The 26,332-nt window shown below is 65.7% G+C and carries 31 protein-coding genes; 11 read left to right on the top strand and 20 right to left on the bottom strand.

Annotated elements, in window-relative coordinates; genetic code table 11:
* Positions 1-6: 6 nt before the first annotated feature.
* Complete coding sequence (locus DOM32_RS02845; protein ID WP_071230441.1) at positions 7-420, bottom strand: RcnB family protein; 414 nt, start codon at positions 418-420, stop codon at positions 7-9.
* 210 nt (positions 421-630) lie between these two features.
* On the opposite strand from DOM32_RS02845, the gene DOM32_RS02840 reads away from it, so the two are divergent.
* The 3 genes from DOM32_RS02840 (at position 631) to DOM32_RS02830 (ending at position 3,331) form a co-directional block, all read left to right on the top strand.
* Complete coding sequence (locus DOM32_RS02840) at positions 631-1,836, top strand: MFS transporter (protein WP_110630941.1); 1,206 nt, start codon at positions 631-633, stop codon at positions 1,834-1,836.
* Positions 1,837-1,967: 131 nt separating this feature from the next.
* Complete coding sequence (grxB, locus tag DOM32_RS02835; protein WP_110630939.1) at positions 1,968-2,624, top strand: glutaredoxin 2; 657 nt, start codon at positions 1,968-1,970, stop codon at positions 2,622-2,624.
* 80 nt (positions 2,625-2,704) lie between these two features.
* On the top strand, positions 2,705-3,331 hold the full coding sequence (locus DOM32_RS02830) for a DUF924 family protein (RefSeq protein WP_110631167.1): 627 nt from the start codon (positions 2,705-2,707) through the stop codon (positions 3,329-3,331).
* A gap of 33 nt (positions 3,332-3,364) precedes the next feature.
* Here DOM32_RS02830 and DOM32_RS02825 read toward each other — a convergent pair whose 3' ends face one another.
* Both DOM32_RS02825 and DOM32_RS02820 read right to left on the bottom strand, forming a co-directional pair.
* The gene (locus tag DOM32_RS02825) at positions 3,365-3,967 is read right to left on the bottom strand and encodes a LysE family translocator (RefSeq protein ID WP_110630937.1); all 603 of its coding nucleotides are present in this window, start codon (positions 3,965-3,967) and stop codon (positions 3,365-3,367) included.
* A complete protein-coding gene (locus DOM32_RS02820; protein ID WP_110630935.1) occupies positions 3,964-4,704 on the bottom strand; it encodes an alanyl-tRNA editing protein in 741 nt (246 codons plus the stop codon). The genes DOM32_RS02825 and DOM32_RS02820 overlap by 4 nt, the downstream gene beginning before the upstream one ends.
* Positions 4,705-4,830: 126 nt before the next feature.
* Here DOM32_RS02820 and DOM32_RS02815 point away from each other — a divergent pair, with 126 nt between their 5' ends.
* Positions 4,831-6,228, top strand: coding sequence for an aminotransferase-like domain-containing protein (locus DOM32_RS02815; protein ID WP_110630933.1), 1,398 nt, complete (start codon positions 4,831-4,833; stop codon positions 6,226-6,228).
* Between the two features lie 31 nt (positions 6,229-6,259).
* Here DOM32_RS02815 and DOM32_RS02810 read toward each other — a convergent pair whose 3' ends face one another.
* Positions 6,260-7,249: a D-2-hydroxyacid dehydrogenase gene (locus DOM32_RS02810; RefSeq protein ID WP_110630931.1), complete on the bottom strand. Its 990-nt coding sequence runs from the start codon at positions 7,247-7,249 to the stop codon at positions 6,260-6,262.
* A gap of 283 nt (positions 7,250-7,532) precedes the next feature.
* On the opposite strand from DOM32_RS02810, the gene DOM32_RS02805 reads away from it, so the two are divergent.
* Both DOM32_RS02805 and DOM32_RS02800 read left to right on the top strand, forming a co-directional pair.
* Positions 7,533-8,129 (top strand): histidine phosphatase family protein, encoded by a 597-nt coding sequence (locus tag DOM32_RS02805; protein WP_110630929.1) that lies wholly within the window; start codon positions 7,533-7,535, stop codon positions 8,127-8,129.
* A gap of 15 nt (positions 8,130-8,144) precedes the next feature.
* A complete protein-coding gene (locus DOM32_RS02800) occupies positions 8,145-8,552 on the top strand; it encodes an NUDIX hydrolase (protein ID WP_110630927.1) in 408 nt (135 codons plus the stop codon).
* A gap of 97 nt (positions 8,553-8,649) precedes the next feature.
* On the opposite strand, the gene DOM32_RS02795 is transcribed toward DOM32_RS02800, so the two are convergent.
* From DOM32_RS02795 to DOM32_RS02780, 4 genes are all read right to left on the bottom strand, one after another.
* Entirely contained in the window at positions 8,650-8,943 is a 294-nt protein-coding gene (locus DOM32_RS02795) for a helix-turn-helix domain-containing protein (protein WP_110630925.1), read from the bottom strand.
* 66 nt (positions 8,944-9,009) lie between these two features.
* Positions 9,010-9,360, bottom strand: a complete 351-nt coding sequence (locus DOM32_RS02790; protein WP_110630923.1) for a type II toxin-antitoxin system RelE/ParE family toxin — start codon at positions 9,358-9,360, stop codon at positions 9,010-9,012.
* 252 nt (positions 9,361-9,612) lie between these two features.
* Positions 9,613-10,662, bottom strand: a complete 1,050-nt coding sequence (gene pyrC / locus DOM32_RS02785; RefSeq protein WP_110630921.1) for a dihydroorotase — start codon at positions 10,660-10,662, stop codon at positions 9,613-9,615.
* An 82-nt stretch (positions 10,663-10,744) separates the two neighbouring features.
* On the bottom strand, positions 10,745-11,947 hold the full coding sequence (locus tag DOM32_RS02780) for an MFS transporter (RefSeq protein WP_110630919.1): 1,203 nt from the start codon (positions 11,945-11,947) through the stop codon (positions 10,745-10,747).
* A gap of 212 nt (positions 11,948-12,159) precedes the next feature.
* Here DOM32_RS02780 and gmk point away from each other — a divergent pair, with 212 nt between their 5' ends.
* The 5 genes from gmk (at position 12,160) to thpR (ending at position 16,620) form a co-directional block, all read left to right on the top strand.
* Positions 12,160-12,834, top strand: coding sequence for a guanylate kinase (gene gmk, locus DOM32_RS02775; protein ID WP_110630917.1), 675 nt, complete (start codon positions 12,160-12,162; stop codon positions 12,832-12,834).
* 171 nt (positions 12,835-13,005) lie between these two features.
* Positions 13,006-13,263 carry a DNA-directed RNA polymerase subunit omega gene (rpoZ, locus tag DOM32_RS02770; RefSeq protein WP_087720644.1) on the top strand — a complete coding sequence of 86 codons (258 nt, stop codon included), beginning with the start codon at positions 13,006-13,008 and terminating at the stop codon, positions 13,261-13,263.
* A gap of 137 nt (positions 13,264-13,400) precedes the next feature.
* A complete protein-coding gene (locus DOM32_RS02765) occupies positions 13,401-15,560 on the top strand; it encodes a RelA/SpoT family protein (RefSeq protein WP_110630915.1) in 2,160 nt (719 codons plus the stop codon).
* Between the two features lie 117 nt (positions 15,561-15,677).
* Positions 15,678-16,067, top strand: coding sequence for a RidA family protein (locus DOM32_RS02760; protein WP_110630913.1), 390 nt, complete (start codon positions 15,678-15,680; stop codon positions 16,065-16,067).
* 37 nt (positions 16,068-16,104) lie between these two features.
* Positions 16,105-16,620, top strand: coding sequence for an RNA 2',3'-cyclic phosphodiesterase (thpR, locus tag DOM32_RS02755; RefSeq protein ID WP_110630911.1), 516 nt, complete (start codon positions 16,105-16,107; stop codon positions 16,618-16,620).
* A 2-nt stretch (positions 16,621-16,622) separates the two neighbouring features.
* Here thpR and DOM32_RS02750 read toward each other — a convergent pair whose 3' ends face one another.
* The 12 genes from DOM32_RS02750 to phnE form a co-directional block, all read right to left on the bottom strand.
* Positions 16,623-17,270 carry a DapH/DapD/GlmU-related protein gene (locus tag DOM32_RS02750; protein WP_110630909.1) on the bottom strand — a complete coding sequence of 216 codons (648 nt, stop codon included), beginning with the start codon at positions 17,268-17,270 and terminating at the stop codon, positions 16,623-16,625.
* Between the two features lie 9 nt (positions 17,271-17,279).
* Positions 17,280-18,059 (bottom strand): phosphonate metabolism protein PhnP, encoded by a 780-nt coding sequence (phnP, locus tag DOM32_RS02745; RefSeq protein WP_110630908.1) that lies wholly within the window; start codon positions 18,057-18,059, stop codon positions 17,280-17,282.
* Positions 18,056-18,613, bottom strand: coding sequence for a ribose 1,5-bisphosphokinase (gene phnN, locus DOM32_RS02740; RefSeq protein ID WP_110630906.1), 558 nt, complete (start codon positions 18,611-18,613; stop codon positions 18,056-18,058). Before phnN ends, phnP begins: the two co-directional genes overlap by 4 nt.
* 243 nt (positions 18,614-18,856) lie before the next feature.
* Positions 18,857-20,005: an alpha-D-ribose 1-methylphosphonate 5-triphosphate diphosphatase gene (locus DOM32_RS02735; RefSeq protein WP_110630904.1), complete on the bottom strand. Its 1,149-nt coding sequence runs from the start codon at positions 20,003-20,005 to the stop codon at positions 18,857-18,859.
* Positions 20,002-20,769 carry a phosphonate C-P lyase system protein PhnL gene (gene phnL / locus DOM32_RS02730; protein WP_110630902.1) on the bottom strand — a complete coding sequence of 256 codons (768 nt, stop codon included), beginning with the start codon at positions 20,767-20,769 and terminating at the stop codon, positions 20,002-20,004. The genes DOM32_RS02735 and phnL overlap by 4 nt, the downstream gene beginning before the upstream one ends.
* Positions 20,770-20,782: 13 nt before the next feature.
* Complete coding sequence (gene phnK, locus DOM32_RS02725) at positions 20,783-21,598, bottom strand: phosphonate C-P lyase system protein PhnK (protein ID WP_110630900.1); 816 nt, start codon at positions 21,596-21,598, stop codon at positions 20,783-20,785.
* Positions 21,595-22,428 (bottom strand): alpha-D-ribose 1-methylphosphonate 5-phosphate C-P-lyase PhnJ, encoded by an 834-nt coding sequence (locus DOM32_RS02720; protein ID WP_110630898.1) that lies wholly within the window; start codon positions 22,426-22,428, stop codon positions 21,595-21,597. The genes phnK and DOM32_RS02720 overlap by 4 nt, the downstream gene beginning before the upstream one ends.
* A gap of 1 nt (position 22,429) precedes the next feature.
* Entirely contained in the window at positions 22,430-23,554 is a 1,125-nt protein-coding gene (locus DOM32_RS02715; RefSeq protein ID WP_110630896.1) for a carbon-phosphorus lyase complex subunit, read from the bottom strand.
* Entirely contained in the window at positions 23,554-24,225 is a 672-nt protein-coding gene (phnH, locus tag DOM32_RS02710) for a phosphonate C-P lyase system protein PhnH (RefSeq protein ID WP_110631163.1), read from the bottom strand. The genes DOM32_RS02715 and phnH overlap by 1 nt, the downstream gene beginning before the upstream one ends.
* 73 nt (positions 24,226-24,298) lie before the next feature.
* Positions 24,299-24,739 carry a phosphonate C-P lyase system protein PhnG gene (gene phnG, locus DOM32_RS02705; RefSeq protein WP_110630894.1) on the bottom strand — a complete coding sequence of 147 codons (441 nt, stop codon included), beginning with the start codon at positions 24,737-24,739 and terminating at the stop codon, positions 24,299-24,301.
* Complete coding sequence (gene phnF, locus DOM32_RS02700; RefSeq protein WP_157957009.1) at positions 24,736-25,491, bottom strand: phosphonate metabolism transcriptional regulator PhnF; 756 nt, start codon at positions 25,489-25,491, stop codon at positions 24,736-24,738. Before phnF ends, phnG begins: the two co-directional genes overlap by 4 nt.
* A gap of 34 nt (positions 25,492-25,525) precedes the next feature.
* Positions 25,526-26,320: a phosphonate ABC transporter, permease protein PhnE gene (gene phnE, locus DOM32_RS02695; RefSeq protein ID WP_071230465.1), complete on the bottom strand. Its 795-nt coding sequence runs from the start codon at positions 26,318-26,320 to the stop codon at positions 25,526-25,528.
* Between the last annotated feature and the right edge of the window lie 12 nt (positions 26,321-26,332).

Raw genomic sequence — 26,332 nt, 5'->3', positions numbered from 1 at the left:
CGGGGCCTAGCGCCCCAGAACGATCGCTGTGATTACCCCGGTGGCGACGGCCGCCAGCACGTAGTCGCCGTCGATGTGCAGCCAGCGATGCCCTCGCGGCGGTTCCCGCAGGTGCCGGGCGTGCCAGTCGCGTACCCAGTAGCGATCGTCCCGATAATAGTGATCGGCAAGACGGCCGCCCTTATGCCAGCCGTGGTGATCGTCGCGATCGTGATAGGCATGGTCACGGTAATGATCGCGATAGTCCCGATCACCGCCACGATCGTGATGGCCGTTGCCATGATGACCCTTGTCGTGATGTCCGTGCTTCTGGCCATGCCCGTTACCGTGCCCATTACCGTGACCCGGGCTGGCCTGGGCGAGCCCCGCAGTACTCAGCGCGGCGATAAGAATGCCGATCGTCACTGCACGATGTTTCATGGGTTATCTCCTCTCGTCGCCCTCGGTGGCGCCATGGAGCCAGCATGAAACGGCATTAAGAAAACAGTGTTCATGAATTGTGAATTTCGCTTCGCCGACGCCCCTCGCTCGCCGATGACACGGCGACAGACCGGCACGCAAACCACGGGCGGATCCCTCTTAGCGTGCTAAGATCGCCGACTCCCCTTCTTTTGCCCGGACTCGCCGCCCGTGTCAGCCATCGCCTTTCAACCTGCAACGCCCACGCCCTGGCCCACCATCGTGCTGCTGGCGATGACCGCGTTCTGCGCCGCCGCCACCCAGCGAATCCTCGACCCGATGCTGCCGCGTCTCGCCGAGGTCTACACCACCACGCTGAGCGCCGCCTCCTGGGCCATCACCGCGTTCGCCATTGTCTATGGCTGTCTGCAGCTGGTACTGGGGCCGAGCGGCGACCGTTACGGCAAGCTGCGTGTGATCTCGCTGTTCTCCCTGCTCGCCGCCGTCGCCAGCCTGTTGTGTGCCTTGTCGGGGAGCCTGGCGACGCTGATCGCGGCGCGCATGCTGGCGGGGGTGGGTTGCGCGGCGGTGATTCCGCTGGCGATGGCGTGGATCGGCGACAACGTGCCCTACGAGCAGCGACAGGCGGTGCTGGCGCGCTTTCTGATCGGGCAGATCTGCGGGCTGGCCTGCGGCCAGACCTTCGGCGGCCTGGCCGCGGAACAGGAGTGGTGGCAGTGGCCGTTTCTGGTCTACACCGTGCTTTTCGCAGCCGCTGCCGGGCTGCTGTGGTATCGCGTCGGCCGTCACGAACGGCCCCGGAAACGGGAACGGGAATCCCTCGGCGTGAGCCTGCGCCACGTGCTGCAGAAGCCGTGGCCGCGCGTGGTGCTGATCAGTGTGTTCTTCGAAGGCGCGGCGGTCTTCTGCGGGTTCGCGTTCGTGGCCAGCCATCTGCACGTCGCCGGCGGGCTGCCGTTGACCGAAGCCGGGCTGATCCTGGCGGTGTTCGCCGTCGGCGGCTTGAGTTTCGCGCTGCTGGCGCGGCGTCTCGTCCCCAAACTGGGCGAAACCGGGCTGTGCCAGCTGGGCTGCGTGCTGATCGCGATCGCGCTGGCCGCCATCTGCCGGTGGCCGACGCCCGGTGTCGCTGTCATCGGCTGCTATCTGTTCGGGCTGGGGTTCTACATGCTCCACAACACGCTGCAGACCAACGCGACGCAGATGGCGCCGGAGCGACGCGGCGCCGCCGTCTCGCTGTTCTCGACCGCGTTTTTTACCGGCCAGTCTCTCGGCACCGCCATCGGCGGCGCCATTATCGCCTTCTCGGGTACGACACCGACCCTGGCACTGGCGGCCATCGCCGTGCTGCCGGTCGGCTTCGGCTTCGCCTGGCAGATCCGTCGGCGCGATCGTCAGGTAGCGGCAACCTCATAGAGGGCGAGAACGGCGAGGCTGAAGACATCGGCGGCTGGAGACATCGGCGTTACAAAATGTGTCTTCGGCGGCGATGATGGGTGGGCTCTTCTACCTTGAAAAGACGCACCGACGTTCAAGGAGGAGGAAGCATGCGCCTGTATATCTACGATTACTGCCCGTTCTGCGCCCGGGCGCGGATGATCTTCGGCCTGCGCGACGTCCCGCTGGAGACTCAGACCCTGCTGTTCGACGACGCCGAGACGCCGACGCGTCTGGTCGGCGAGAAGACTGTTCCCATACTCGAATTCGACGACGGCGGGACGCTGACCGATACCCAGCAGATCGTGCGCGGCATCGATGCCGAGGCGGAAGGCGTGAAGGTCATGGATGGCCCGCAGAATCCGGACATCGAGCGCTGGGTGAAGGCCGCCAGCGACACGATCTTCAAGCTGTTCGCGCCGCGTGCGGTAGAGGCGCCTCTCGGCGAGCTGGCTACCCCCGAGGCGGCGGAAGCCTTCCGCGCAAAGATGACCGATATGGTCGGCGACCTGGACGCGCTGCGTGAGCAGACGCCGGCGCTGCTGAACGATCTGGAGCGCTGGTTCACCGAACTCGAGCCGCTGATCCAGTCACCGGAGGCGGTCAATCAGGTGCTGTCGCTGGATGACATCACGCTCTACCCGGTGCTGCGCCACCTGTCGCTGGTCGAAGGGGTGAAGTATCCCGAAAAGGTCGACGCCTATCGCCTCGCCATGGCCCAGCTTTCCCGCGTGCCGTTGCACGACCAGCCGATCGAACCCGGCTGAATCCTGGAATCACGCTCGCTGTAGGCGGGCCAGGACGATCGGTTATGCTGAAGGAGACCGACGGACAGCGAGCCAACTCCATGCCTCCACACGCTTCGATCGACGACGCCAACGTCAACGTCAACGCCAATACCAACGCCAATATCAACGCCAAGCTCAATGCGCTCGCCACCTCGCAGCAGGTACTCGACTTCTGGTTCGAGGAGCTGACACCGAAGCAGTGGTTCATCAAGAGCGATGATCTCGACCGGGAGATCGCCGAACGCTTCGGCGAGACGCTGGCCGCCGCGGCCCGCTGCGAGTGCTGGCAATGGCGCGAGACGCCCGCGGGCCGGGTCGCGGAGATCGTGATGCTCGACCAGTTCTCGCGCAACGTCCATCGCGATACGCCGAGTGCCTTCGCCCAGGACCCGCTGGCGCTGGCACTCGCCCAGGAACTGATCTCGCGAGGCGAGGACGACGCGCTGCCGCTGACCCGGCGCATCTTCGCCTACATGCCGTTCATGCACAGCGAGTCGCTGGCGATTCACGACCAGGCGGTCAAGCTGTTCGACCGGCCCGGCATGGAGGAGCAGCTGGACTACGAGCACCGCCACCGCGCGATCATCGAGCGTTTCTGCCGCTACCCGCATCGCAACGCGATTCTCGGACGGGAATCGACGCCGGAAGAGATCGAGTTTCTCAGCCAGCCGGGCTCGTCGTTCTAGCCGCGAATCTTGGCCGAATCGCGGCCTTCAGCCTCAGCTCAGGATGAAACCCACGCAGGCAGCAGTGGCCAGCCCCATCACGCCGTTGAAGATGCGCCAGGCGCGCGGCGTCTTCAGCAGCCTGCCGATCGCCATGCCGAAGCCGGCCCAGAGCGAGATGCAGGGGAAGGCGATCACCTCCATGAACAGTGACAGGATCGTGGCATTGACTAGCAGGGAACCCTCGCTCGGCATGAAGCCGGCAATCAGCGCGATGCCCATCACCCACGCCTTGGGATTGACGAACTGGAACACCGCCGCCTGCCAGGCGGTCAGCGGTCGAGCCCCTTCCCTGGCGGCCAGATCCGGCGGCGGCGCGGTGGCGATCTTCCATGCGAGATAGAGCAGGTAGATGGCGCCGACGATCCTGAGCGCCTGCTGCACGACCGGGAAGCGCTCGAACAGCACGCCGAGACCCAGCGCCACGGCCATGAACAGCACGAAACAGCCCGCCATGATGCCGAAGATGTGCGGCAGCGTGCGGCGATAGCCGTAGAGCGCGCCGGAAGCGGTCAGCATCACGTTGTTGGGGCCGGGCGTGCCGGTCATCGAGATCGAGAACAGCGCCACCGAGAACCACCAGGCCAGCGAGGTCATTGGCCACCGCCCGGCGTTTCCGCCCAGGTCAGCGTGAAGCGGCGATTGCGCGCGCCGCGATTCTTGATGCTGGCGACCTGGATCGGCCCGATCTCGGCGGTGGAAGCGACATGCGTGCCGCCGCAGGGCTGGTAGTCGACATCACCGATGCGCACCATGCGGATCTCGCCGGCGCCACGCGGCGGCGTCACCGACATCGTCTTGACCAGCTCGGGGCGGGCATCGAGCTCCGCTTCGCTGATCCACTCGCTGGTGACCGGATAGTCGGCGGCGATCAGAGCATTGAGCCGCTCGGTCAGCTCGTCCTTGTCGAAGCTGGCGTCGCCGAGGTCGAAGTCGAGCCGCCCGCGATCGGCGCCGATGCTGCCGCCAGTCACGCCGTGGGGCACGACCACGGAGAGCAGATGCAGCGCGGTGTGCATGCGCATGTGGGCATGGCGCCGCGGCCAGTCGATCTGCTGGGTGACGCTCTGGCCGACTTCGAGACCATGTCCGGGGTCGAGCAAGTGGCATACCTGCCCATTCTCGCCCTTGCGGGTATCGTTGACCGCCAGCGTGCGGCCGTCGGCAGTAATGAACACGCCCCGGTCGCCCGGCTGGCCGCCACCGTGGGGATAGAACAGCGTGGCATCCGTGACCACGACACTGTTTTCGCCGATCGCCCCTGTCGTTGACAACACGGTCGCCAGGCTTTCACGGGCGTAGGGCAGTTCGCGGAACGTCAGTGCGGTAGACATCGGACACCTCTTCAGAAAATCGTTTTCCAAAATCGTAGGGGTACAATTTGTTGACTCGGCGGCTCAAAAGCCGAACAATCCGAGCATAAACGCCGCTGAATTCTGGTCAACTCGATTTTTGTCACCATGACAATCTGGATACCCACACTTCCCGGGCAGGGACCGCGCTACCGCGAACTGGCCGATGCCATCGCCGCCGCCACGGCCAGCGGCGAACTGCCGACGGGCACCAAACTGCCGCCCCAGCGCCGGCTGGCGGACGCGCTGGGTGTCACCGTCGGCACGGTGACGCGCGCCTACGCGCTTGCCGAACAGCGCGGCATCGTCAGCGCAAGAGTCGGCAGCGGCACCTATGTGCGTGACCGGCAGCCACGGGTCGAGCCTTTCAATCATGTTCGGCAGAGCCCGCCCGAGAGCGACATGATCGATCTCAGCCTGTCGCTGCCGCCGGCGCATCCCGAGCGCGAAGCCGCACTGGGACGGGCGATGCAGGCGATCCAGCGCGATCCGGCCAGTCTGCGGGCGGCGATCGACTACCAGCCGGAGCAGGGCCAGGCGGGCCAGCGGGAGATCTTCGCCGACTGGTTCACCCGCTCGGGCCGGCCGGTCTCGGCGGACGAGCTGCTGATCGATCAGGGCGGGATGCATGGCATCTATCTCAGCCTGAGCGCGCTGCTGACGCCGGGCGAGCGTCTGGCCGCCGAGCGCCTGACCTACCCCGGCCTGATCAGCGCGCTGCAGCAGCTCTCGCTCAAGAGCGTGGCGATTCCCCATGACGAGGAAGGCATTGATATCGGCGCCTTGGCCAGAGCCTTCGACCAGCAGCCGTTTCGCGCGCTCTACGTGATGCCGGACTGCCATAATCCGACCACCGCGCGGCTCGGCGAATCGCGCCGCCACGCTCTGGCCGAGCTGGCGCGGGAGCGGCAGTTCTGGCTGATCGAGGACGAGGTCTACCAGCACCCGCATATCGAACCCGCGACGCCGCTCTACCAGCTGGCGCCGGAGCGCACCGTGACGCTGTTCTCGGTCGCCAAACTGCTGGGTGGCGGCCTGCGCGTCGGCGCCCTGCGTGCGCCCAAAGCGTTGCACGGCCGTTTGACGGCAGCGCTGCGCGCCCAGAGCTGGATGCCGCCGCCGTTGATGACCTCGCTGGTCTGCCACTGGATCGCCAGTGGCGATGCCGCCGCCCTGCTGGCATGGCAGCGCGAGGAGCTGGCATGGCGTTTCGATCACGCCATGCAGAAGCTGGAAAGGTTCAAGCCGCACGGGCAGCGCGGCGGTTTCTATCTATGGCTGCCGTTGCCCGGCGAGCTGCGCACCAGCCATGTGGTAGAACAGTTGAAGGCGCGTCGGGTCACCGTCAGCAGTGCGGAAAGCTTCTGTCTCGGCAATGTCGCGGCGCCGCAGGCGATCCGCATCTGCATCAGCGCCGCCGAGAGCCGGGAGGCGCTGGATCGCGCGCTGAACATCATCGCCGAGACGCTGGGCAATCCGGACCCGATGCTGTGGCAGACGGTATAAGCTGTGGCGAACGGTATAAGCTTCGAATGACTCAATATCCCAAGGCGGGATCGACCCGATTCTCCAGTGGCCGGTCGTCCAGATAGCGCTCGACATTGGCGAAGAAGAAACGCAGGCAGCGCGGCACGTAATCGGCGTCGTAGAGCCCGCTGTGCGGCGTGACGATCAGGTTGCGCGTGGTCCAGTAGGACGAGTCCGCGGCCAGCGGCTCCTGGGGGAAGACATCCAGCACGGCGCCGCGCAGCTGCCCGGCTTCCAGCCGCTTCGCCAACGCCGCGACATCCAGCACCGGGCCGCGGCCGATGTTGATCACGCCGCCACGCGCGGGCATCGCCGCCAGTTCCGCCTCACCGACCACGTTGCGGGTCTCCGGCGTCAGCGGCAGCGTGATCAGCAGGAAGTCGGCGTTGGCCAGCGCGTCCTTCAACCGGCTCTGCGGCAGGCTGACATCGGCGAGCGGATGCGGCTTGCCCGAACGGCTGACGCCGATCACTTTCAGATCGAGCCGCTTGGCCGCCTCGGCCGCCGCGCTGCCCAGCGCGCCCATACCCAGAATCACCACCGTCTTGCCGTCGATGGGTTCGATCGCGGTCTGCTCCCAGTGCTTCTCGCGCTGTTGGGTGACGAAATCCGGCAACCGGTTGTTGAGCATCAGCAGCGCGGTCATCGAGAACTCGCGGGCCCGCGCCTCGTGATTGCCCTTGGCGTTGGTGACCAGCACGTGGTTCGGCAGCCGGTCCAGCGGCACTCGGTCCACCCCCGCGCTGGTGATATGGATCCATCGCAGGGCGGGCGCCCGTGCGGCGACGTCGGCGATATCCAGCGCGCCGACCAGAATCAGCACCTCCGCCGTCGCCAGCGCGGCATCGAGGGCGGCCTCGTCGTGGCTGAAGCTCAGCGCGATACGCGACGACAGCCCCGCGAACTCGTTCAGAATGCCGAAGACGCGCTCGTCGGCGAAGTCCTTCGACTGCCGGAAATCAGGGTCGGTATAGATATGGATATCGAGAGCGGTGGACATGAGGCTCCTCGCGCGCGGTTCGCGGTGATGGGATCATGGAGGGCCGGATCGCCAGCTGACCTGGGCGTGATGAAATCCGGCCGTCATCCGATCCGACGGTTGTCGTGTGCAGATCGTGTTATATGAAGATCGTGTTGTATGACGATTGGCGAACCCGCAGTGTTACCGTAAAACCTCATAGCCGGCAAATCATCGCCCGGCGAAACGGCGAGAATCGCGTTCCCCGTTCGATGTCATGCCGTACCGCCCGCGCCAAAACAACCGTCATGCCAAAGGAACCGCCATGCCTGCCCTGATCCGCCGCCCCTTCGTCTTCCTCCGCCACGGCCAGAGCACCCGCAATCTCGAACGCCGGATCGGCGGCCAGCATGACGTGGCGCTGACGCCGCAGGGAGAGGAAGAAGCCCGGCGCGCGCGGGCGCTGCTGGGCGATATCGACTGGTCGCTGGTGGCCGCGAGCCCGCTGCAACGCGCCTATCGTACCGCCGAACTGGCGCTGGGCCGAGCGCCGGATCGTGTCGTCGACGGGCTGATGGAGCGCCACTGGGGCGAGCTGGAAGGCCAGGCGATTCCGGAAACCATTCCCTACATGAGCACGCCGGCAGGCGGCGAATCCTGGGAGGCGTTCGTCGAACGCATCGCCGATACGCTCAACGCGCTGCTCGAGGAAGCCGACACCCCGCTGATCGTCGGCCACTCCGGGCTGGTGCGCGCCGTACGCTGGCTGGCTCATGGCACGCCTGCCGGCCCGCGCTCGGCCAACGCCGTGCCGCTATGGATCGCGCCGGAGGGCGCAGAGAAATGGACGATCCGGGCGTTGACACCTGCCGACTTGTCGTCGGCCCCATCGCAAGTCACCGCCTGCCAGCGACAAACCTGATACGGAGCCTGACCTTTGTCATCCCATGCCCTGAAGATCGCTGCCGCCATTATCGTCGATGACGAAGCGCGCCTGCTGCTCGTGCGCAAGCACGGTAGTCGTTATTTCATGCAAGCTGGCGGCAAGATCGACGCAGGCGAGACACCAGCGGAGGCGCTCGCTCGGGAAGTCAGGGAAGAACTCGGCGTGACGCTCACGAATTGGGAAGCCCCCGTCGAAGCCAGCGCCGAAGCGGCCAACGAGGCGGGATGTTTCGTCGAAGCCCATCTCTTCTGGGCAACGATCGCTGGCAACGTTGCCGCCGCCGCGGAAATCGAGGAGGTCTGCTGGGTGACTTTGGAACAGGCCAGGAGCCTTCCACTTGCCGCGCTGACCCGCGATACCGTATTGCCCATCATCGAACAGCGTCTAAAGCGTGCCTGATTGCACGGAGTCGAGGAGTTCGCCGGAATCCATGTCCGACGCCCGGCTCAGAGATTTGCAAGTCATTCCGGCCATCACCATGAGCTTGTCCTTCGCCTCATGCTGGTGCGGTTTCGTCTTCCACGACGCTAATATCGATCCGGTAATGCGCATGCGTGGAAAGGTTAACCAGCGCATCAAGACTGAACTTGCTGATTCGGCCCTTCAGCAAATCATTGACGCGAGGCTGAGTCAGCCCCAGGCGGCGGCCAGCTTCGGCCTGGCTTACGTTCCAGCTTTTTACCCGCTCGCCAAGAATCATCATCAGCTTGGACCGCAGACGCATGTTTGCCGCTTCCTCGGGGGTATCCTCGATAGCATCCCAAATGCTTGCGAAACGCTCATTGGCCATGTCTCTGTCCTCACTTTCATGCTGCTGTCCGCCGGTTGAAGACCGGTACGTCAACAGACGTAGCCTCTACTTTCGGCTTTTCGGGGGCTCGGGCGGCAGCTCCTTAAACCGTTGCTTGCCTAGCGCCAGATCCTTGGGAGCCGTCTTCTCGGTTTTCTTCTGGAAGCAGTGAAGGACATAGATAGCATCCTGTCGCTTCGCGATATAGAACGTCCGATAAGCCCCGGTTTCGTCCTTTACCCTGATTTCGTAAACCCCGTTGCCCACGGTTTTCATGGGCCTGGAATCTTCAGGCTCCAGGCCAGCTTGAACCCGACCGATCTGGTAACCCATATCCTGCTTTGCTGTCTGAGGGAAAGCCCGTAGCTGATCCAGCGAGTCCCCACAGAATTCAACCGGCTTTTCTTCCTCTGCCATGATGAACCCTTAATCGGTAACGCGACATTATATCTAATTCGATATACCGGCAAGATTACATCGAGACTATATTGCTCTTCGAACTGACCGCTAGGCTGGTGCGTCGCCACCCGTGCAGGTCTTCCAACGCTCAGAGAGTGGTAGAGCCTGCACGGGAACACTGGGCGAGCGTGGTTCATCTTTCCGCCAGAAAGATTCAGGAAAAATCAGAAGGCCGACACCAGCCCGCTCGCCCCTGATCCGCCTCAGCGCTCAGTCCACCGCCACCGACCAGGTCAGCGATTCGCCGGCCCGGTACGGTACGAAAGTGTTGTCGCCTTGGCCGATCGACTCGGCAACGGGTGTGGGTCGGCGCGTCAGTGTCACGCTGCCTTCATTCAGCGGCAGGCCGTAGAAGCGCGGGCCGTTCTCGGAACAGAAGGCTTCGAAGTGCTGGAGCGCACCCTCCTGCTCGAACACGTCGGCATAGACCGAGAGCGCGGCTTCGGCATTGAACACGCCGGCACAGCCGCAGGATGTCTCCTTGGCGGCGGTGACGTGGGGCGCGGAATCGGTGCCGAGGAAGAAGCGCGGGTGTCCGCTGGCGACGGCCTTTCGCAGCGCCTGCTGGTGCTCCTGACGCTTGAGGATCGGCAGGCAGTAGAGGTGCGGGCGGATGCCGCCGACCAGCATGTCGTTGCGGTTCTGGGCCAGGTGCTGTGGCGTCAGCGTGGCGCCCAGGAACTCGTCGCCTTCCAGTACGAACTGGGCCGCTTCCTTGGTGGTGATGTGCTCGAAGACCACCTTCAGCTCGGGGAACTGGCGGCGGATGTCGGTCATCACCTCGTCGATGAAATGCTTCTCGCGATCGAAGATGTCGATCTCGCCCCGGGTGACCTCGCCATGGATCAGCAGCGGCATGCCGATGCGCTGCATCACTTCCAGCAGCGGATAGACGTCGGTGATGCGCTTGACGCCGTGCTGGGAGTTGGTGGTGGCGTTGGCCGGATAGAGCTTGGCGGCGGTGAACAGGCCGTCGCCGTGACCGCGCTCCAGCGTCTCGCGGGAGACGCTCTCGTTGAGATAGCAGGTCATCAGCGGGGTGAAGTCATGGCCGGCGGGAGTTGCCGCCAGAATCCGCTCGCGGTAGGCGCTGGCCGCCTCGATCGTGGTCACCGGCGGCACCAGGTTGGGCATGACGATGGCGCGGGCGAAGGTCTGGCTGGTGTAGGGGAGCACCGTCTCGAGCACCTCGCCGTCACGCAGGTGCAGGTGCCAGTCGTCGGGGCGGCGGATGCGAAGCGTGTCGGGCGAAGCGGTCATCGGGAACTCCTGGCAGTCGGTTGAGCGAATCGGCACTCATGATACCAGAGACCGCCTCGCCGGCATTCGCCTCGCATCACGCCTAGGCGGACGCCTGGCGGCGGTTCCGGCGTAGCAGCAGCCACAGCGCCACGCTGCACAGCACCGCGACGAGCAGGTCGAACAGCAGCCCGGTCATCTTGAGGCTGAGAACGCTGCCGACGAGGCCGATGCCCACGACCGGCAGCGAGATGGCGATATAGGCCACGAAGAAGAAGGTGGAGACGACGGCCGCCTTGTGCTCGTCGGGGCTGGCCGCCGTCACCGCGCCCATTCCGGCACGGAAAGCGATGCCCTGGCCGATGCCGGCGACGATCGCGCCGATGATGAAGCCCGCCAGCTGCGCCGCGCCGATCCCCCAGGCGACGAAAAGCACGCCGACGAACAGCACCCCGCAGCCGATCGGCAGGCGGCGCGCCTCGGGCAGACGCCCCTGCAGCATCTGGCCGACCGTGGACGCGATGAACAGAAGCCCGGCCACGAAGCCGATCAACGCGTGATTGGTATAGCCCAGCACCTTGCCCAGAAAGACCGGGGTCACCGCAGTAAAGAAGCCGCACACCATGAATCCGGCAAAAGCGGCGATGGCCGCCGGGACGAACACGCCCCGCACCTCGGCGGGCACCTTGAGTTTCTGCACCCGCAGGCGAATCCGCTCGGGGCGCTTCACGGTTTCCGGCGCACGCCAGATGCAGACCACCGCCACCAGGGCGAGCACCAGGTGGACGATATAGGGCAGCGCCAGCGGCATGGGAAAGAGTACCGCCAGCACGCCGGCGAGCATCGGCCCGAGACCCAGGCCGCCCATGTTGGCCGCGGTGGCGACGAGAGTGCCGACGCGCCGCCACGAGGCCGGCACCAGTTCCATCACGGCGACGGTCGCCGTGCCGGTGAAGATGCCGGCGGAGACGCCCGACAGCACCCGCCCCGCCAGGATCATCCCCAATCCGTCCGCGTGCCAGAACACCAGGTCGCTGATGATCGACGCCGCCAGGCCGGCAAACAGCAGCGGGCGGCGGCCGAGCTGATCGGACCAGCGCCCGGTAATCAGCAGCGCCGCGATCACGCCGGCAGCGTAGACGGCGAAGATGATCGTGATCATCAACTGCGAGAAACCCAGCTGTTGCTGGTAGATGGGATAGAGCGGCGTCGGCAGTGTGGTGCCGATCATCGTCGCTGCGAAAGCCAGGGCAACCCCCAGAAATGGGCCGGCGCGGCGGGTTTCGGTAGCGTTCGAGGCGTTCATGGACGTCCTTGTCGGTTCGGCGCGGTCGCTGGCGGGACCGAATGTCACGAATGGGGAAGCAGTGTAGCCGATAGGGCTCGGCCAATCCGCGCCGGTGCCGACGATCTCGCCCCGTCTTCCGGCAGCGTCGCCCGGCATGGCGGGCTATCGGGGGTATGGCGTTTCCGTGGCATAATAGGCCGCTTCATGCATTCCCGGACGGTCGTTCTGTCATGTCGCACGCTTCTCCGACGCCTCATACTCCTGTCGCCGAATTCGGCGCCGGTGCCCTGGGCACGCTCTACATCGTTTCCGCGCCCTCCGGCGCCGGCAAGACCAGCCTGGTGCGCGCCCTGCTCCAGCGCAACGCGGATATCGGCGTCTCGGTGTCTCATACCACGCGGGCGATGCGCCCTGGCGAGCAGGATGGCGTCAACTATCACTTCGTCAGCCAGCCCGAGTTCGAGACGATGGTCGAACGCGGCGAGTTCTTCGAACATGCCTGGGTCTTCGATCGCCACTACGGCACCTCGCGGGTGGAGGTCGAAAAGCGCCTTGCCGTGGGCGAGGACGTGATCCTCGAGATCGACTGGCAGGGCGCCCAGCAGGTGCGCGCACAGGCTCCCGATGCCGAATCGATCTTCATCCTGCCGCCCTCGCGAGCCGCGCTCCAGGAGCGGCTTTCCGGACGCGGCACCGACGACGAGGCGATCATCGCGCGGCGCATGCGCGACGCGGTCAGCGAAATGTCCCATTACGACGAGTACGAGCACGTCATCATCAACGACGACTTCGAGCACGCGCTGAACGAGCTCGAGTGTATCGTCCATGCGCGCCGTTCACGGCTCGACAAGATGCAAGCGCGCCACGCCGCCCTGCTCGAGTCGCTGCTCAACGACGTCGACTGAGTGCTGCAGGGGAAATAACGGCCGCCCTGACCCCGGTGGTCGCGGCGGGGCTTGCTGGCCGGAGATGGCGCGCTCTTGTCAGAGATAACGCAACTCCAGTAGACTGCTCGGTCCCGCAGACCCCGTATTCCGGGGCGCGTCTACCCATTTTTTGGCAGCAGGGCTACCATCATGGCACGAGTGACCGTCGAAGATTGTCTGGAACATATCGAGAACCGTTTCAAGCTGGTAATGATCTCGTCCCAGCGCGCCCGTCAGCTCGCGCGCGGCTCCCGCGATGCGCTGCTGCCGTGGGAAAACGACAAGCCGACCGTCATGGCACTGCGCGAGATCGCCACCGGCCAGATCGACGACAGCATCCTCGACGAACCGGTCGAAGCCGCACCGCCGCGTCCGCGCCCCGAGCCGACCCAGGAATACGATATCTGAACCAGGCTTCCGGCGTGACCTGTGCTTCCGTGTCGTCGTCACGACCGCCGCGGACCGGTTGCCGAACGGAACGTCGATAACGGGTTGTCAATCGGGCTGTCAATCGGACCGTTAATCATATAGGGCAGGCGCGCCGCATGTTCACCATCGATGACCTGGCCGATCGCCTCGGCGGCTATCTCCCGGACGACGAGATTCAGCAGGTCAAGCGCGCCTTCTACTATGCCGAGCAGGCCCACGATGGCCAGCAGCGCCGCTCCGGCGAGCCTTACGTCACCCACCCGCTCGCCGTCGCCAATATCCTCGCCAACATGCACATGGACCATCAGAGCCTGATGGCCGCCATGCTGCACGACGTCATCGAGGACACCAGCGTCTCCCGGGAAGCCCTCGAAGCGCAGTTCGGCGAGGCCGTGGCGGAGCTGGTGGACGGCGTCTCGAAGCTGACCCAGATCACCTTCGAGGACAAGGCGGTCGCCCAGGCCGAGAATTTCCAGAAGATGGTCATGGCGATGTCCCGCGACATCCGCGTGATCATCGTCAAGCTCGCCGACCGCCTGCACAACATGCGCACGCTCGGCGCGCTGCGTCCGGACAAGAAGCGCCGGATCGCCCGCGAAACGCTCGAGATCTACGCCCGCATCGCCGGGCGGCTGGGTATCAACACCATCCGCGTCGAGCTAGAGGATCTGTCGTTCCAGGCGATCCATCCGATGCGGTCCGAGCGCATCAAGCGCGCGGTGGCGAGCGCCCGAGGCAACCGCCGTTCGACCATGCGCCAGATCCAGACCAGCCTGCAGCGCCGGCTCGACGAGGACGATCTCACCGGCAGCGTGGTCGGGCGGCAGAAGCATCTGCTGTCGATCTATCGCAAGATGCACGACCAGCGCAAACCGTTCGCCGAGATCATGGACGTGTTCGGCTTTCGCATCATCACCGACAGCGTCGACAACTGCTATCGCGTGCTGGGTGCGGTGCACAATCTCTACAAGCCGGTGCCGGGGCGCTTCAAGGACTACATCGCGATCCCCAAGGCCAACGGCTACCAGAGTCTGCACACCACGCTGTTCGGTCCCAGCGGCATGCCGATCGAGGTGCAGATCCGCACCCGCGAGATGGAAGCGATGGCCAACAACGGCATCGCCGCCCACTGGCTCTACAAGGCCGGCCAGACCGAACGGCCCATCGCCGCCGGCAGCCATGCCCGCGCCCGCGAATGGGTTCGCGGTCTGCTCGAGATGCAGCGCCACGCCGGCGACTCGCTGGAGTTCATCGAGCACGTCAAGAACGACCTGTTCCCGGACGACGTCTACATCTTCACCCCCAAGGGCGACATCATGGAGTTGCCTCAGGGGGCGACAGCGGTCGACTTCGCCTACAGCGTTCACACCGATATCGGCAACAGCTGCATCGCCTGCCGTATCGACCGCCATCTGGCGCCGCTGTCGACCCCGCTGGAAAGCGGTCAGACGCTGGAGATCATCACCGCCCCCGGCGCGCGCCCCAACCTGGCCTGGCTCAATTTCGTGATTACCGCCAAGGCCCGCTCGGCGATTCGTCACGCCCTGAAGAGCCAGCAACGCAGCGAGGCGATCCAGCTCGGCCGCCGCCTGCTCAACCGCGCCCTGGGCAGCTTCGAGACCAGCCTGGAAAAGCTGCCTTCGGAACGGCTCTCGGCGCTGCTGGACGAGCTGGAGCTCAAGACCGAAGACGACCTGCTCGAGACCATCGGCCTCGGCACCCGCCTGGCGCATACCACCGCGCGGCGGCTGGTCACGAACGATCTTCCGGTCGAAACCAGCGCCGGCGGCGAGCGGGATCTGGACCGGTTGCTGGCCGATTCGCCGCACAACGGCCCGATCGTCATCAACGGCTCCGAGAGCATGGCGATCAGCTTTGCCCGCTGCTGCCACCCGCTGCCGGGAGACCCGGTGATCGGCCACCTGTCGATCGGCAAGGGGATCGTCGTCCACCGTCACGAGTGTGGTAACCTCGACGAGTTGCGCGACGATCCCGACAAGCTGGTCTCGTTGACCTGGTCGAAGCAGATCGATCAGGATTTCCCGGTCCCGCTACGGATCGAAGTCGAGACCCGGCGCGGCCTGATCGCCGAACTGGCCAGCCTGATCACCGATGCCGAGGCCAATATCGAGCGCATCGGCATCGAGGAACGCGACGCCCGGCTCTCGATCGTCAATCTGACCATCCTGGTCAAGGGCCGCATTCATCTGGCGCGAATCATCAAGCGCCTGCGCAATCTGAATCACATCGGCCGCATCGTTCGCGCCCGAAACTGATCCGTGACGGCTGCCCCGCCGCGTCATGCGCGGCGGGGCAGCGTTTTTTTCGAAATGGCCATGCCATTAGAAAAATATTTATGAAAAGGCATTGGATAAGAAACTGGAGGGTACGCCATGAGCAACAAAGCCGTGATCAACACCGACAACGCCCCGGCCGCCATCGGCCCTTATTCCCAGGCCATCAAGTCGGGTAACACCGTCTATCTTTCGGGCCAGATTCCACTCGACCCCACCACCATGGAAATGGTCTCCGACGACTTCGAAGCCCAGGCCCGCCAGGTCTTCACCAACCTGGCCGCCGTGTGCCAGGAAGCCGCCGGCTCGCTGCAGGACATCGTCAAGCTCAACCTCTACCTGACCGATCTCGACAACTTCGCCGTGGTCAACAAGGTGATGGAAGAGTTCTTCCAGCCGCCCTTCCCGGCCCGTGCCGCCGTCGGCGTCAAGCAGCTGCCCAAGGGTAGCCAGGTGGAAGCCGAAGCGGTCATGGTCATCGGCGACTGAACCGGCCTTGCGCCCTTGGTGACCGACCGGATCGTCGATGAGAAGACTCTTCTTCGCCCTCTGGCCCGACGACACCACTCGCCAGGCACTGGCCGCCGAGGCCGAACGCCTGGCGCCACTCTGCGGCGGCTACCCGCTGCCCGCAGAGAACATGCACATCACGCTGGCATTTCTCGGCAATGTCGACGAAGCCCGGATCGCTCCCCTCGTGGCCCTCGCCCAGGGCTGGCCGGGGCTGCAGGGCGAGTGGACGCTGGATCGGCTGGGGCATTTCCCCCAGCCTCGCATCGTCTGGGCCGGCAGCCAGATGCCGAGCGACGCGCTACTGACGCTCGATGCCGAGCTCTGGCAGGCGCTGTCCCGCCACGGCTTCACCGCGCCGCAACGTGAATTCACCCCTCACGTCAGTCTGGTACGCCAGGCCGAACGTGCGGCACCCCAGTCACGGCTGCCCACGTCGATCCGCTGGCGCTTCGACCATCTCGCCCTGGTGGAGTCGCAGCTCGGCAACGGCGGCTCGCGCTATCGGACGCTGGCTGACAACATCAGCTGAGATCATGGCGATGGGCGCGACTCGCCCTCGGCGGCTTCGAGAAACGCCCCGGTATCGCCCTGGAACAGCGGCAGCATGCGGGCCAGACGCGCATGGGGCCAATCCCACCAGGCCAGCGCTTCCAGGCGTGCCGAGGTTTCCGGATCCTCGAAGCGGGGCCGCAGCGGACGAGCGGGGTTGCCGACAACGATGGTGTAGGCGTCAACGTTCTTGGTCACCACACTGCCAGCACCGACGATGGCGCCATTGCCGATGGTGATGCCGGGCAGCACGATGGCACCGTGGCCGATCCAGACATCGTGACCGATCACGACACGATCCTCGGCGCGCCAGTCGAAGATCCGGTCGTCGACGCCCTGGTCGCTGCCGGCGAAGCCGAACTTGCCGGGGCGGTAGCTGAAATGGTGCAGCGTCGGCCGCCACCAGGGGTGATTGCTGGGATTGATACGCACGCTGGAGGCGATCGACGTGAATCTGCCAATCTCGGTGAACATCAGGTCGCAATCGCGCTCGACATAGCTGTAGTCGCCGAGCGTGACGTGGTTGAAGACGCAGCGATCGCCCACGCCCAGGCGACTCTCGTGGAGTTTCGCCGTGGGCGCGCCGGTGGGGGCGGCGCTCAAGCGTCGGGAAGCGGGCTGTGAAGACATGAATCCCTCTCAGAAAAGAATGTCGCTGCCATCGGCGGCCAACTCCACGCCTTCCGGCAGGGTTCGCGACGTTGCCAAGAAGTCGGCGTCCAGTTCGTGACTGATGTGCGTCAGCCAGGCCCGCGCTGGCGACAGTCGCTCGATGATCTCCAGCGCCATGCTGACGTTGTTGTGGTTGCGGGGCGCGGCGTGAGACTCCGGGTGCGGGGAGTTATAAGAATCCGGATGGGTGGCATCGATCACCACACCATGCGGCCGCCATTCGGTCAGGAAGCGTTCGGTGGCGCCGGGCAAGCCCACGGTATCGCACAACCAGGCCAGCCGATTGACGCCGTCGGAGATCGCGTAGCCCAGCGTCGGCTTGCTGTGATTCAGCGGCAGCGGCGTGACCTCGAGCCGGCCCAGCTGCAAGGGCCGAAACGGCTTCAGGCCGGGTTGGAAGTCGAGAATGCCGGGGTTCTTGTGCAAGTCGGCACAGCCTTGAGGATCTTTGGGACCGTAGACCGGAATCGATTCGCCCCGGCCCCAGCGCAGATGCAACAGCCCCTGCACATGATCGGCGTGATAGTGGGTCAACAGGATGGCGGCCGGGCGCTGGCGCTCGCAGCGGGCGGCCAGATCCATGCGGCCGGCGTCGATCAGGATCAGATCGCCATCGAGTTCGATCTCGCCGCAACAGGGCTCGCGGCGGTGGCAGCTCAGCAGCCGCGCGCGCTGGCAGGCCAGGCAGTCGCAGCCGAAACAAGGCACCTGGGCGCTGTCGCCGGTGCCGGCGAAGCGCAGCTTCACGCCGGACCGTCCGCTACAGGCGTGGCGTCGAGCCAGGCTTCGAGCGCCTTCACGCCATGCGCCAGCTCGCCGCCGTTGTCGATACGCGCAATATCGCTCAGCGCATCCTCACCGCCGCCGCGCGCCAGCCGCGCCTCGATCTCGGCCGGTGTCTCGCGCCCGCGAGCGATCAGACGCCGGCGCAGCACCTCGGCATCCGCCACGACCAGAACCGGCATCAGGACCGCGCCGAAGCGTTGACGGGCGCGCTCCAGCGCTCGCCGGCTGCCGTTGAGCACCACCGTATGCCCCGCCGCCAGCCACGCTTCGATCTCGATGCCGACGCCGTAGTCGAGCCCATGTGCGCTCCATGAAAGGCAGAACAGCCCCTGCTCCCGCCGCCAGTGGAATGCCTCGCGGGAGAGTTCGATACAGTTCTCCGCCCCGCCGCTGGCGCGCGTGATGTAGCGATGCGCCACCAGCGCGTCCGGGCGCCGTCGTGCCAGCTCGCGCAGCAGACTGTCCTTGCCGACGCCGCTGGCGCCCATGACGTAGATCAGACGACCTTCATCCATATCGCTGCCTTTATGTATAAGCGTTCTCGGATTTCTCGGTCCTGAGATAATCGGTCCTGAGATAAATAGCCGAGCGAGATGACCGAGACATCGGCATTTATCCAGGGTCGATCTGAAAATCGACGAGCGCAGTCCAGACAAGGCAAAAATCGGCGAAAGAGCGGAGTTTACGGGGTGTAAATGAGCATCTTGAGCCGATTTTTAACGCCGTATGGACAAGCGCAGGCATTTTCAGACGTACCCTCAGTGAACTTGCTTACCCGCAGACCAAACCCGCTGCACCACCGGATGATCGGCGATCAATCGCACCCGCAGCAGATCGGCACGCAGCCCCGGCGCCAGGCGCCCACGATCGGTCAGGCCTACCGCTTCGGCCGGTATGCGTGTCGCAGTGGCGACCGCCCGGGTCAGTGCGTAGCCGTTCTCCATCGCCGCCACCCGGAATACGGCATCGAGCAGCGCCGCCGGATAGTAGTCCGACGACAGGATATCCAGCACGCCCAGCTCGACGAGTTCGGCGGCGGCGATGTTGCCGGAATGGGAACCGCCGCGAACCACGTTGGGTGCGCCCATCATCACCGCCATGCCAGCGCGGTGGGAGGCCTCCGCCGCTTCGCGGGTGGTGGGGAACTCCGCGACCCGGGTGCCGTATTCATGGCTTTCGACGACGTGCTCGACGGTGGCGTCGTCGTGGCTGGCGATCGCCAGGCCGCGTTCGCGACAGGTGGCCGCGATGGCGCGTCGATGCTCGGCGCTGTAGCGCTGGCTGTTGTCGATCTGGGTCGCCATGAAGGCATTCATCGCCGCGTCATCGAGCTGGTACTTGCCCTGATAGTAGACGCGATACGCCTCGAGGCTGGCGAACTGGCGCTGGCCGGGGGCGTGATCCATCAGCGAGACCAGGCCCAGCAATGGTGATGACGACAGCTCGTTGAACCGCGCCAGCGTGTTCGGGTGACTCACCTCGCAGCGCAGGTGCAGACGATGATCGACCCGCGCCAGACCGTCGTGAACGATCTGCGACAGGGCATGGCACATCTCGTCCAGTGCCCGGTGGCGCATGCTCTGCTCGTCGACGTCACCGATCGAGACCGCATCGAACACGGTGGTGATGCCGCTGGCCGCCATCTGGGCGTCGTGGGCCAGCGCCGCCTGACGCCCCGGCCACTCGACCTTGGGTCGCGGCTGGAAATACTTTTCCATGTTGTCGGTGTGCAGCTCGACCAGCCCTGGCAGCAGCGTGTCGCCTTCGCAATCGACGGCGCCCGTAGCCTGGCTCGCGCCATGGTCGATGGCGGTGATCCGGCCGTCGCGGATCACCAGCGTGCCGTCGATCACCTCGTCGTCGAGCACCAGCCTGGCGTTGGTCAGCACCTGTTCCTGCGTGCTCATGACAGCGTCTCCTGAGTGTTCTGGGTGACGGAAGCGCGGGCGCCGAGACTGTCGTCCAGCGGCAGCAGGCGATCGGCGACGCGATCGCGGACGTCCTCGTCGTGGAAAATGCCGAGCATCGCCGCGCCGCGGGCCTTGGCCTCGCCGATCAGGGCGATCACCACGTCGCGATTGGTGGCGTCCAGCGACGCGGTGGGCTCGTCGAGCAGCAGCAGCGGATGCTCGCCGATGAAGCCGCGGGCGATGTTGACGCGCTGCTGCTCGCCGCCGGAGAAGGTGCCGGGCGGCAGCTGCCACAGTCGCTCGGGCAGGTTGAGCCGGGCCAGCAGCGTCTCGGCGCGCTGGAGGGCCTCGTTTTCGTCGGCACCACGCGCCAGCAGCGGCTCCATCACCACGTCGACGGCGGCGACCCGCGGTACCACACGGAGAAACTGGCTGACGTAGCCGATCACGTCTCGGCGCAGGCCGTGCCAGGCGTAGGCCGGCAACGTCTCGAGGTCGAGTTCGCCATCCTCGAAATGCAGCCGGATGTGGCCCCGGTCGATGCGATAGTCGCCGTGGAGCATCTTCAGCAGCGTGCTCTTGCCGATGCCGCTGCGGCCGGCCAGCACCAGGCATTCGCCGGCGTCGAGGGTCAGCGAGAGATCGCGCATCACGTCGATCTCGAGCCCGCCCTGGCCATGCAGCAGGAACCGTTTGTGCAGCCCATCCACCGTGAGGCGAGGTCGGGCGCGCTTCGGGGAAACACTAGTCTCGGAAAGCATCGGAATTCCTCCCTCAAGGTGTCAGCACGGATGAAACCAGCAGCTGCGTATACTCGTGCTGCGGATCGTCGAGGATCTGGTCGGTGAGGCCGGTCTCCACCACCTGACCGCGGCGCATCACCATCAGGCGATGAGCGAGCAGGCGCGCCACGGCGAGGTCGTGGGTGACCAGCACCACCGAAAGCCCCATCTGGCGCACCAGCGTGCGCAGCATGTCGAGCAGGCGCGCCTGCACCGAGACATCCAGCCCGCCGGTGGGCTCGTCCATGAACACCAGCCGTGGCCGGGTGACCAGGGTGCGGGCGATCTGCAGGCGCTGCTGCATGCCGCCGGAAAACGTGCGCGGCGCGTCGTCGATACGGCCCGGATCGAGCTCGACCTGGTGCATCCACGCCTGCCCCGTCTCCCTGAGCTGGCCGTAGTGGCGCTGACCTTGGGCCATCAGCCGCTCGCCGATGTTGGCCCCGGCGGAAACGCCCATGCGCAGGCCGTCGCGGGGGTTCTGATGCACCAGCCCCCATTCGAGACGCAGCAGCTCCCGGCGACGCGCCTCGCCGATGGCGTAGAGGTCGAGCTCGGCCTCACCCCGGTCCAACACGTCTTCGCCGGCATGGCGGCGATAGATCACGCGCCCCGCATCCGGCGCTTCCAGCCCGGCGAGCACGCGCAACAGCGTCGACTTGCCGGAGCCGGACTCGCCGACGATGCCCAGCACCTCGCCGGCATGCAGTTGAAAATCGATCGCCTCGCAGCCCTTGCCGGGACCGTAGAGGCGGGTGATGTCCTGAACGTCCAGCAGGACCGGGCGCTCCAGTACCGGCTTCTTCATGCCACCTCTCCCCGTCGCGTCTGGCAGTAGTCGGTATCGGAGCAGACGAACATCCGCCCGCCCTTATCGTCGGTGATCACTTCGTCGAGATAGCTGTGATCGCTGCCGCACAGCGCGCAGGTGTGCTCCCAGGTCTGGACCTCGAACGGGTGGTCCTCGAAGTCGAGGCTCTCGACCCGGGTGTAGGGCGGGATCGCGTAAAGCCGCTTCTCGCGGCCGGCGCCGAACAGCATCAGCGCCGGGTTGCCGTCGAGCTTGGGATTGTCGAACTTGGGAATCGGCGACGGGTCCATCACATAGCGCCCGTCCACCTTGACCGGGTAGGCGTAGGTGGTGGCGATATGACCGTAGCGGGCGATGTCCTCGTAGAGCTTGACGTGCATCACGCCGTACTCCTCCAGCGCGTGCATCAGCCGCGTCTCCTGCTCGCTGGGCTCGATGAAGCGCAGCGGCTCGGGGATCGGCACCTGGAACACCAGGATCTGGCCGGCGCGCAGCAGGGTCTCGGGAATCCGGTGGCGGGTCTGGATGACGTCCGCCGCGGTGGTGGCGGTAGTGGTCTCGACGCCGGCCACGCGCTGGAAGAAGTGGCGGATGCTGACCGCATTGGTGGTGTCGTCGGCGCCCTGGTCGATCACCTTGAGAATGTCGTCGGCGCCGAGAATGCTCGCGGTGAGCTGCACGCCGCCGGTGCCCCAGCCGTAGGGCATCGGCATCTCGCGACCGCCGAACGGCACCTGATAGCCGGGAATCGCCACCCCCTTGAGCAGCGCGCGGCGGATCATGCGTTTGGTCTGCTCGTCCAGATAAGCAAAATTATACCCATCCATATCAGTTCTCCTCCGACGGCGACTTGACGGCTTCATGAGCATCCGCCAGCTCGGCCTGGCGTGCGGCATGTTCGCGTCGCAGGCGGCGCAGCAGATCGAGCTCGGACTGGAAGTCGACGTAGTGCGGCAGTTTCAGGTGCGAGACGAAGCCGGAGGCGTCGACGCTGTCGGCATGCGCCAGCACGAACTCCGCCTGCTGGGCGGGACCGATGATCGGCTCGCCCAGTTCCTCGGCGCGCAGGGCGCGGTCGACCAGCGCCATGGCCATGGTCTTGCGCTCGTTGTGACCGAAGGCGAGGCCGTAGCCACGCGTGAACTGCGGTGCAGCCTCGCGCGAGCCGCCGAACTGGTTGATCATCTGGCACTCGTTCAACGCGATCTCGCCGACGCAGATCGTCTCGTCCCACTCGTCGACGTGGATCTCGACCTCCACCTGGCCCAGGCGAATCTCGCCGGCAAACGGGTGGTTGCGGCCGTAGCCGCGCTGAGTGGAGTAGCCCAGCGCCAGCAGGTAGCCCTCGTCACCACGGGCCAGCATCTGCAGCCGGGCGGCACGGTCCATCGGATAATCGGGCGGATCGCGGGTGATGTCCGCAGGCTCACTGCCGTCGTCGATCTCCTGCTCGACCAGGCCTTCGTCGTTGAGCAGTTCCAGAATCTGCGGGCACGCCTCGGCTTCGGTGAGTTCTTCGCGAATCTCGGCGGCCGGCACCTCGGCACCGGCCAGCTGCAGGAAGTCGAGCAGGCGGTGGGTGTAGTCGTAGGTCGGCCCCAGAATCTGGCCGCCGGGGATGTCCTTGTAGGTGGCGCTGATGCGGCGCTCGATGCGCATGTTGGCGGTTTCGAGCGGCTCGCTGACCGCCAGTCGCGGCAGCGTGGTGCGATAGGCGCGCAGCAGGAACACGGCTTCGGTGAGATCGCCGCTGGCCTGCTTGAATGCGAGCGCGGCGAGTTCGGGATCGTAGAGCGAGGCTTCGCTCATCACCCGGTCGACGGCCAGCCGCAGCTGGTCACCGACCTGGGCGACCTCCAGTTCCGGGCGATCGCGATCGCCGCGGCGGCGGTCGGCCAGCCAGCGATGGGCGTTGGCAATCGCCTGCTCGCCTCCCTTGACGGCTACGTACATCAGTTCGTCTCCTGAGAATCGGCGCGAGCCTCGACACTCGCAATTCGGGTGCTGCGGGGAATCGCCGCCAGCTGCGCGCCGCAGCCGAAGATGACGTCCAGCCCCTGCGGAAAGCTGGCACGGTTGCCGGCCAGGCGAGTCATCAGTGCCCGGCAGCCGGCGCCGTCACCGATATCGAGCACCCGCGACTCGGCGATGCCGGGACCGCTGAGCCGCCAGCCGTTATCTTCGTCGTTGGCACCGTTCGAATCGTTTTCCAGCCGCTCGACGGCGACCAGTAGCGTGGTACCGCGATCGGGATAGGTGTCGCTGCCCACCGCGAAAGGTGTCTGCGGATCGAATGACTCGTGGGTCAGCAGCGCGAAATCGGCACTCGCCGGGTCGTCGGTGATTCGCGCGCCGGTGTGGAAGGCCAGAGCCTCGCGCAGGGCCGGCGAGTCGAAGTCGGCGGCGATCCAGACGCGTGTCTCGAGGTCGCAGAGCGTCAGCACCACGCCCCACAGTGCGGCGCCCAGCGCGTCACTCGGCGGTGCCGGCACGGCCAGCGTGGTCAGCGTGCCCGGCTCGGACATCGCGCCGAGAATCTGGCGAAACAGACGCTGACTGTCGTGGGCGGGGTCGGCCAGTCCAGGCCAGACGAGATCCCTCGTCGTTTCCGTCTTTACCGTCATTGCTTTGTCCATCGTCACTTTCTCCATCGTCATTCGCCCGTGCTCATTCGCCACGTGCTCACTCACTACGTACCTATTCACCACGTACGAGGGTGAAGAAGTCGACGCGGGTGGCGGCGGCGGTGGCGGCATCGCGGCGCTGGCGCTCGGCCAGTTCCTCGGCCAGCGGCGCGAGTACGTGCGTCTCGAGCCTCTGCTGCCATTCGGCGTGCTGGGCGACGGCATCGGCCAGTGCGATCAGCTCGGCGTGGCGGTGGTCACGGCCCCGCACCCAGCCGTGGCCGAGGGTGCCGTCATCGAGGGCGACGCTGGCGCGGGTCAGGGTCATCTCGCCGAGATGGAAGGCGTTGCCGGTACCGCCGGTGCGGCCCTTGAGCATCGCCATGCCGGTTTCCGGGCCGCGTAAGCAGCGATGTGCGGGCACTGGATCGAGCGCCGTCCAGCACGCCTCGATTCGCTCGCGGGTAGAGAGCGCCAGCAGCCGCTGGCGCGCGCCTCGTGATGTGTCGTTCATGACGCAACCTCGTCGGTGTCGAAATCCATGGGGTCGATGTCGAAATCAACGTGATAGGAGAGCCGGTCGGCACGCGCCCGGCCCATCGAGATTTCCACCAGCGCGCCGTCGGCATCGGTGTTGTCGCTGGTCATCAGCAGTAACGGTGCATTGAGCGGACACTGCAGCCAGCGGGCGTCGTCGCGGGTGGCGGTTGCGGCATCGATGCGCACCCGGCGTCGGTGAAGCCGCAGGCCATAGTGCTGACCCAGCAGGGCGCGGGTGGAACCGCCGCGATAGCGCTCCAACCAGCCCGGCACGCGCTCGGGATCGAACCAGTGGCGCAGCCGCATCAGCGGGGCATCATCGACGTAGCGCACGGTATCGACCCGCAGCAGCGGCTCGTCGGCGGGCCGTCCGAAACGCAGCGCGATCGCCTCGGGGGGCATCTCGAGCCCCTGTTCGAGACAGCAGGTATTCGAAGACAGGCCGAGGCCGGCCAGATTCTGGGTCACCTTGCTGCCGGCGCTGACGGCGTAGTCGAGACGCCGATCCACCACCTGGGTGCCGCGTCCCTGATGGCGCGTCACCAGGCCGGCGGCGACCAGCTCGTCCAGCGCCCGGCGCACCGTGTGGCGATTGACTGCGAAGCGCCTGGCGAGCTGGGCCTCGGTCGGCAGCAGATCGCCGGGGGCATAGTCGGCGCGCACTTCGCGCACCAGCTCCTCGGCCAGTTCGCGGTAGCGCGGCATCGTCAAAATTTGTCTAGACATCATCGGACCCAAAAAACCGGGGGAAGCCCCGGCATCAGATGAAGCGTTTGCGAACACGCTGCGACGCCATATCGAGCAAAGTGACGGCAACGATGATCACCAGCATGATCGTGGCGGTCTCGGTGTACTGGAATCCGCGCATGGTTTCCCACAGCGAGACGCCGATTCCGCCGCCGCCGACCATGCCGAGCACCGTGGCGGAGCGAATGTTGGACTCGAAGCGGTACAGGCTGACCGAAATCCACAGCGGCAGAACCTGGGGGATCAGGCCGAAGATAATCTCTTCCAGTCGCCCGGCGCCGGTGACGCGAACGCCTTCCATCGGCCCGGCATCGGTGGCTTCCACCGCTTCCGAGAACAGCTTGGCGAGCACGCCGGTGGTGTGGACGAACAGCGCCATGGTGCCGGCGAACGGCCCCAGGCCGACGGCGACCACGAACAGCATCGCGAACACCAGTTCGTTGATCGCGCGGCACGCATCCATCAGGCGTCGTACCGGCTGGTTGATCCACCACGGCGCCAGGTTGTCCGAGGAGAGCAGGCCGAACGGGATGGCGAACAGCACCGCCAGCAGCGTGCCCCAGATCGCGATCTGGATGGTCACCAGCATCTGGTCGATGTAGTGATCGAGACTGCCGAAGGTCGGCGGCACGAAGTCGGCGGCGAGCGTGGCCATGTTGCCGGCGTTGCTGACCAGCAGGCCCGGGGCCATTTCGGCGCCCTGCCAGGCCCAGCCGAGCACGCCTGCGGCAACCGCCCAGCCCAGCAGCGTGGTCCAGCTGCGCTTGCCGGCGCGGGCTTGCATGTCGAGGGAAGAGGCGCTTTGCATGTGCGTTGTCCT

Origin of the sequence: Salinicola salarius (genome assembly GCF_003206135.1) — a bacterium.
Classification (GTDB): domain Bacteria; phylum Pseudomonadota; class Gammaproteobacteria; order Pseudomonadales; family Halomonadaceae; genus Salinicola; species Salinicola salarius.
Note: the sequence above shows the minus strand (reverse complement) of the source record. Positions and strands in the feature narration are given on the sequence as shown.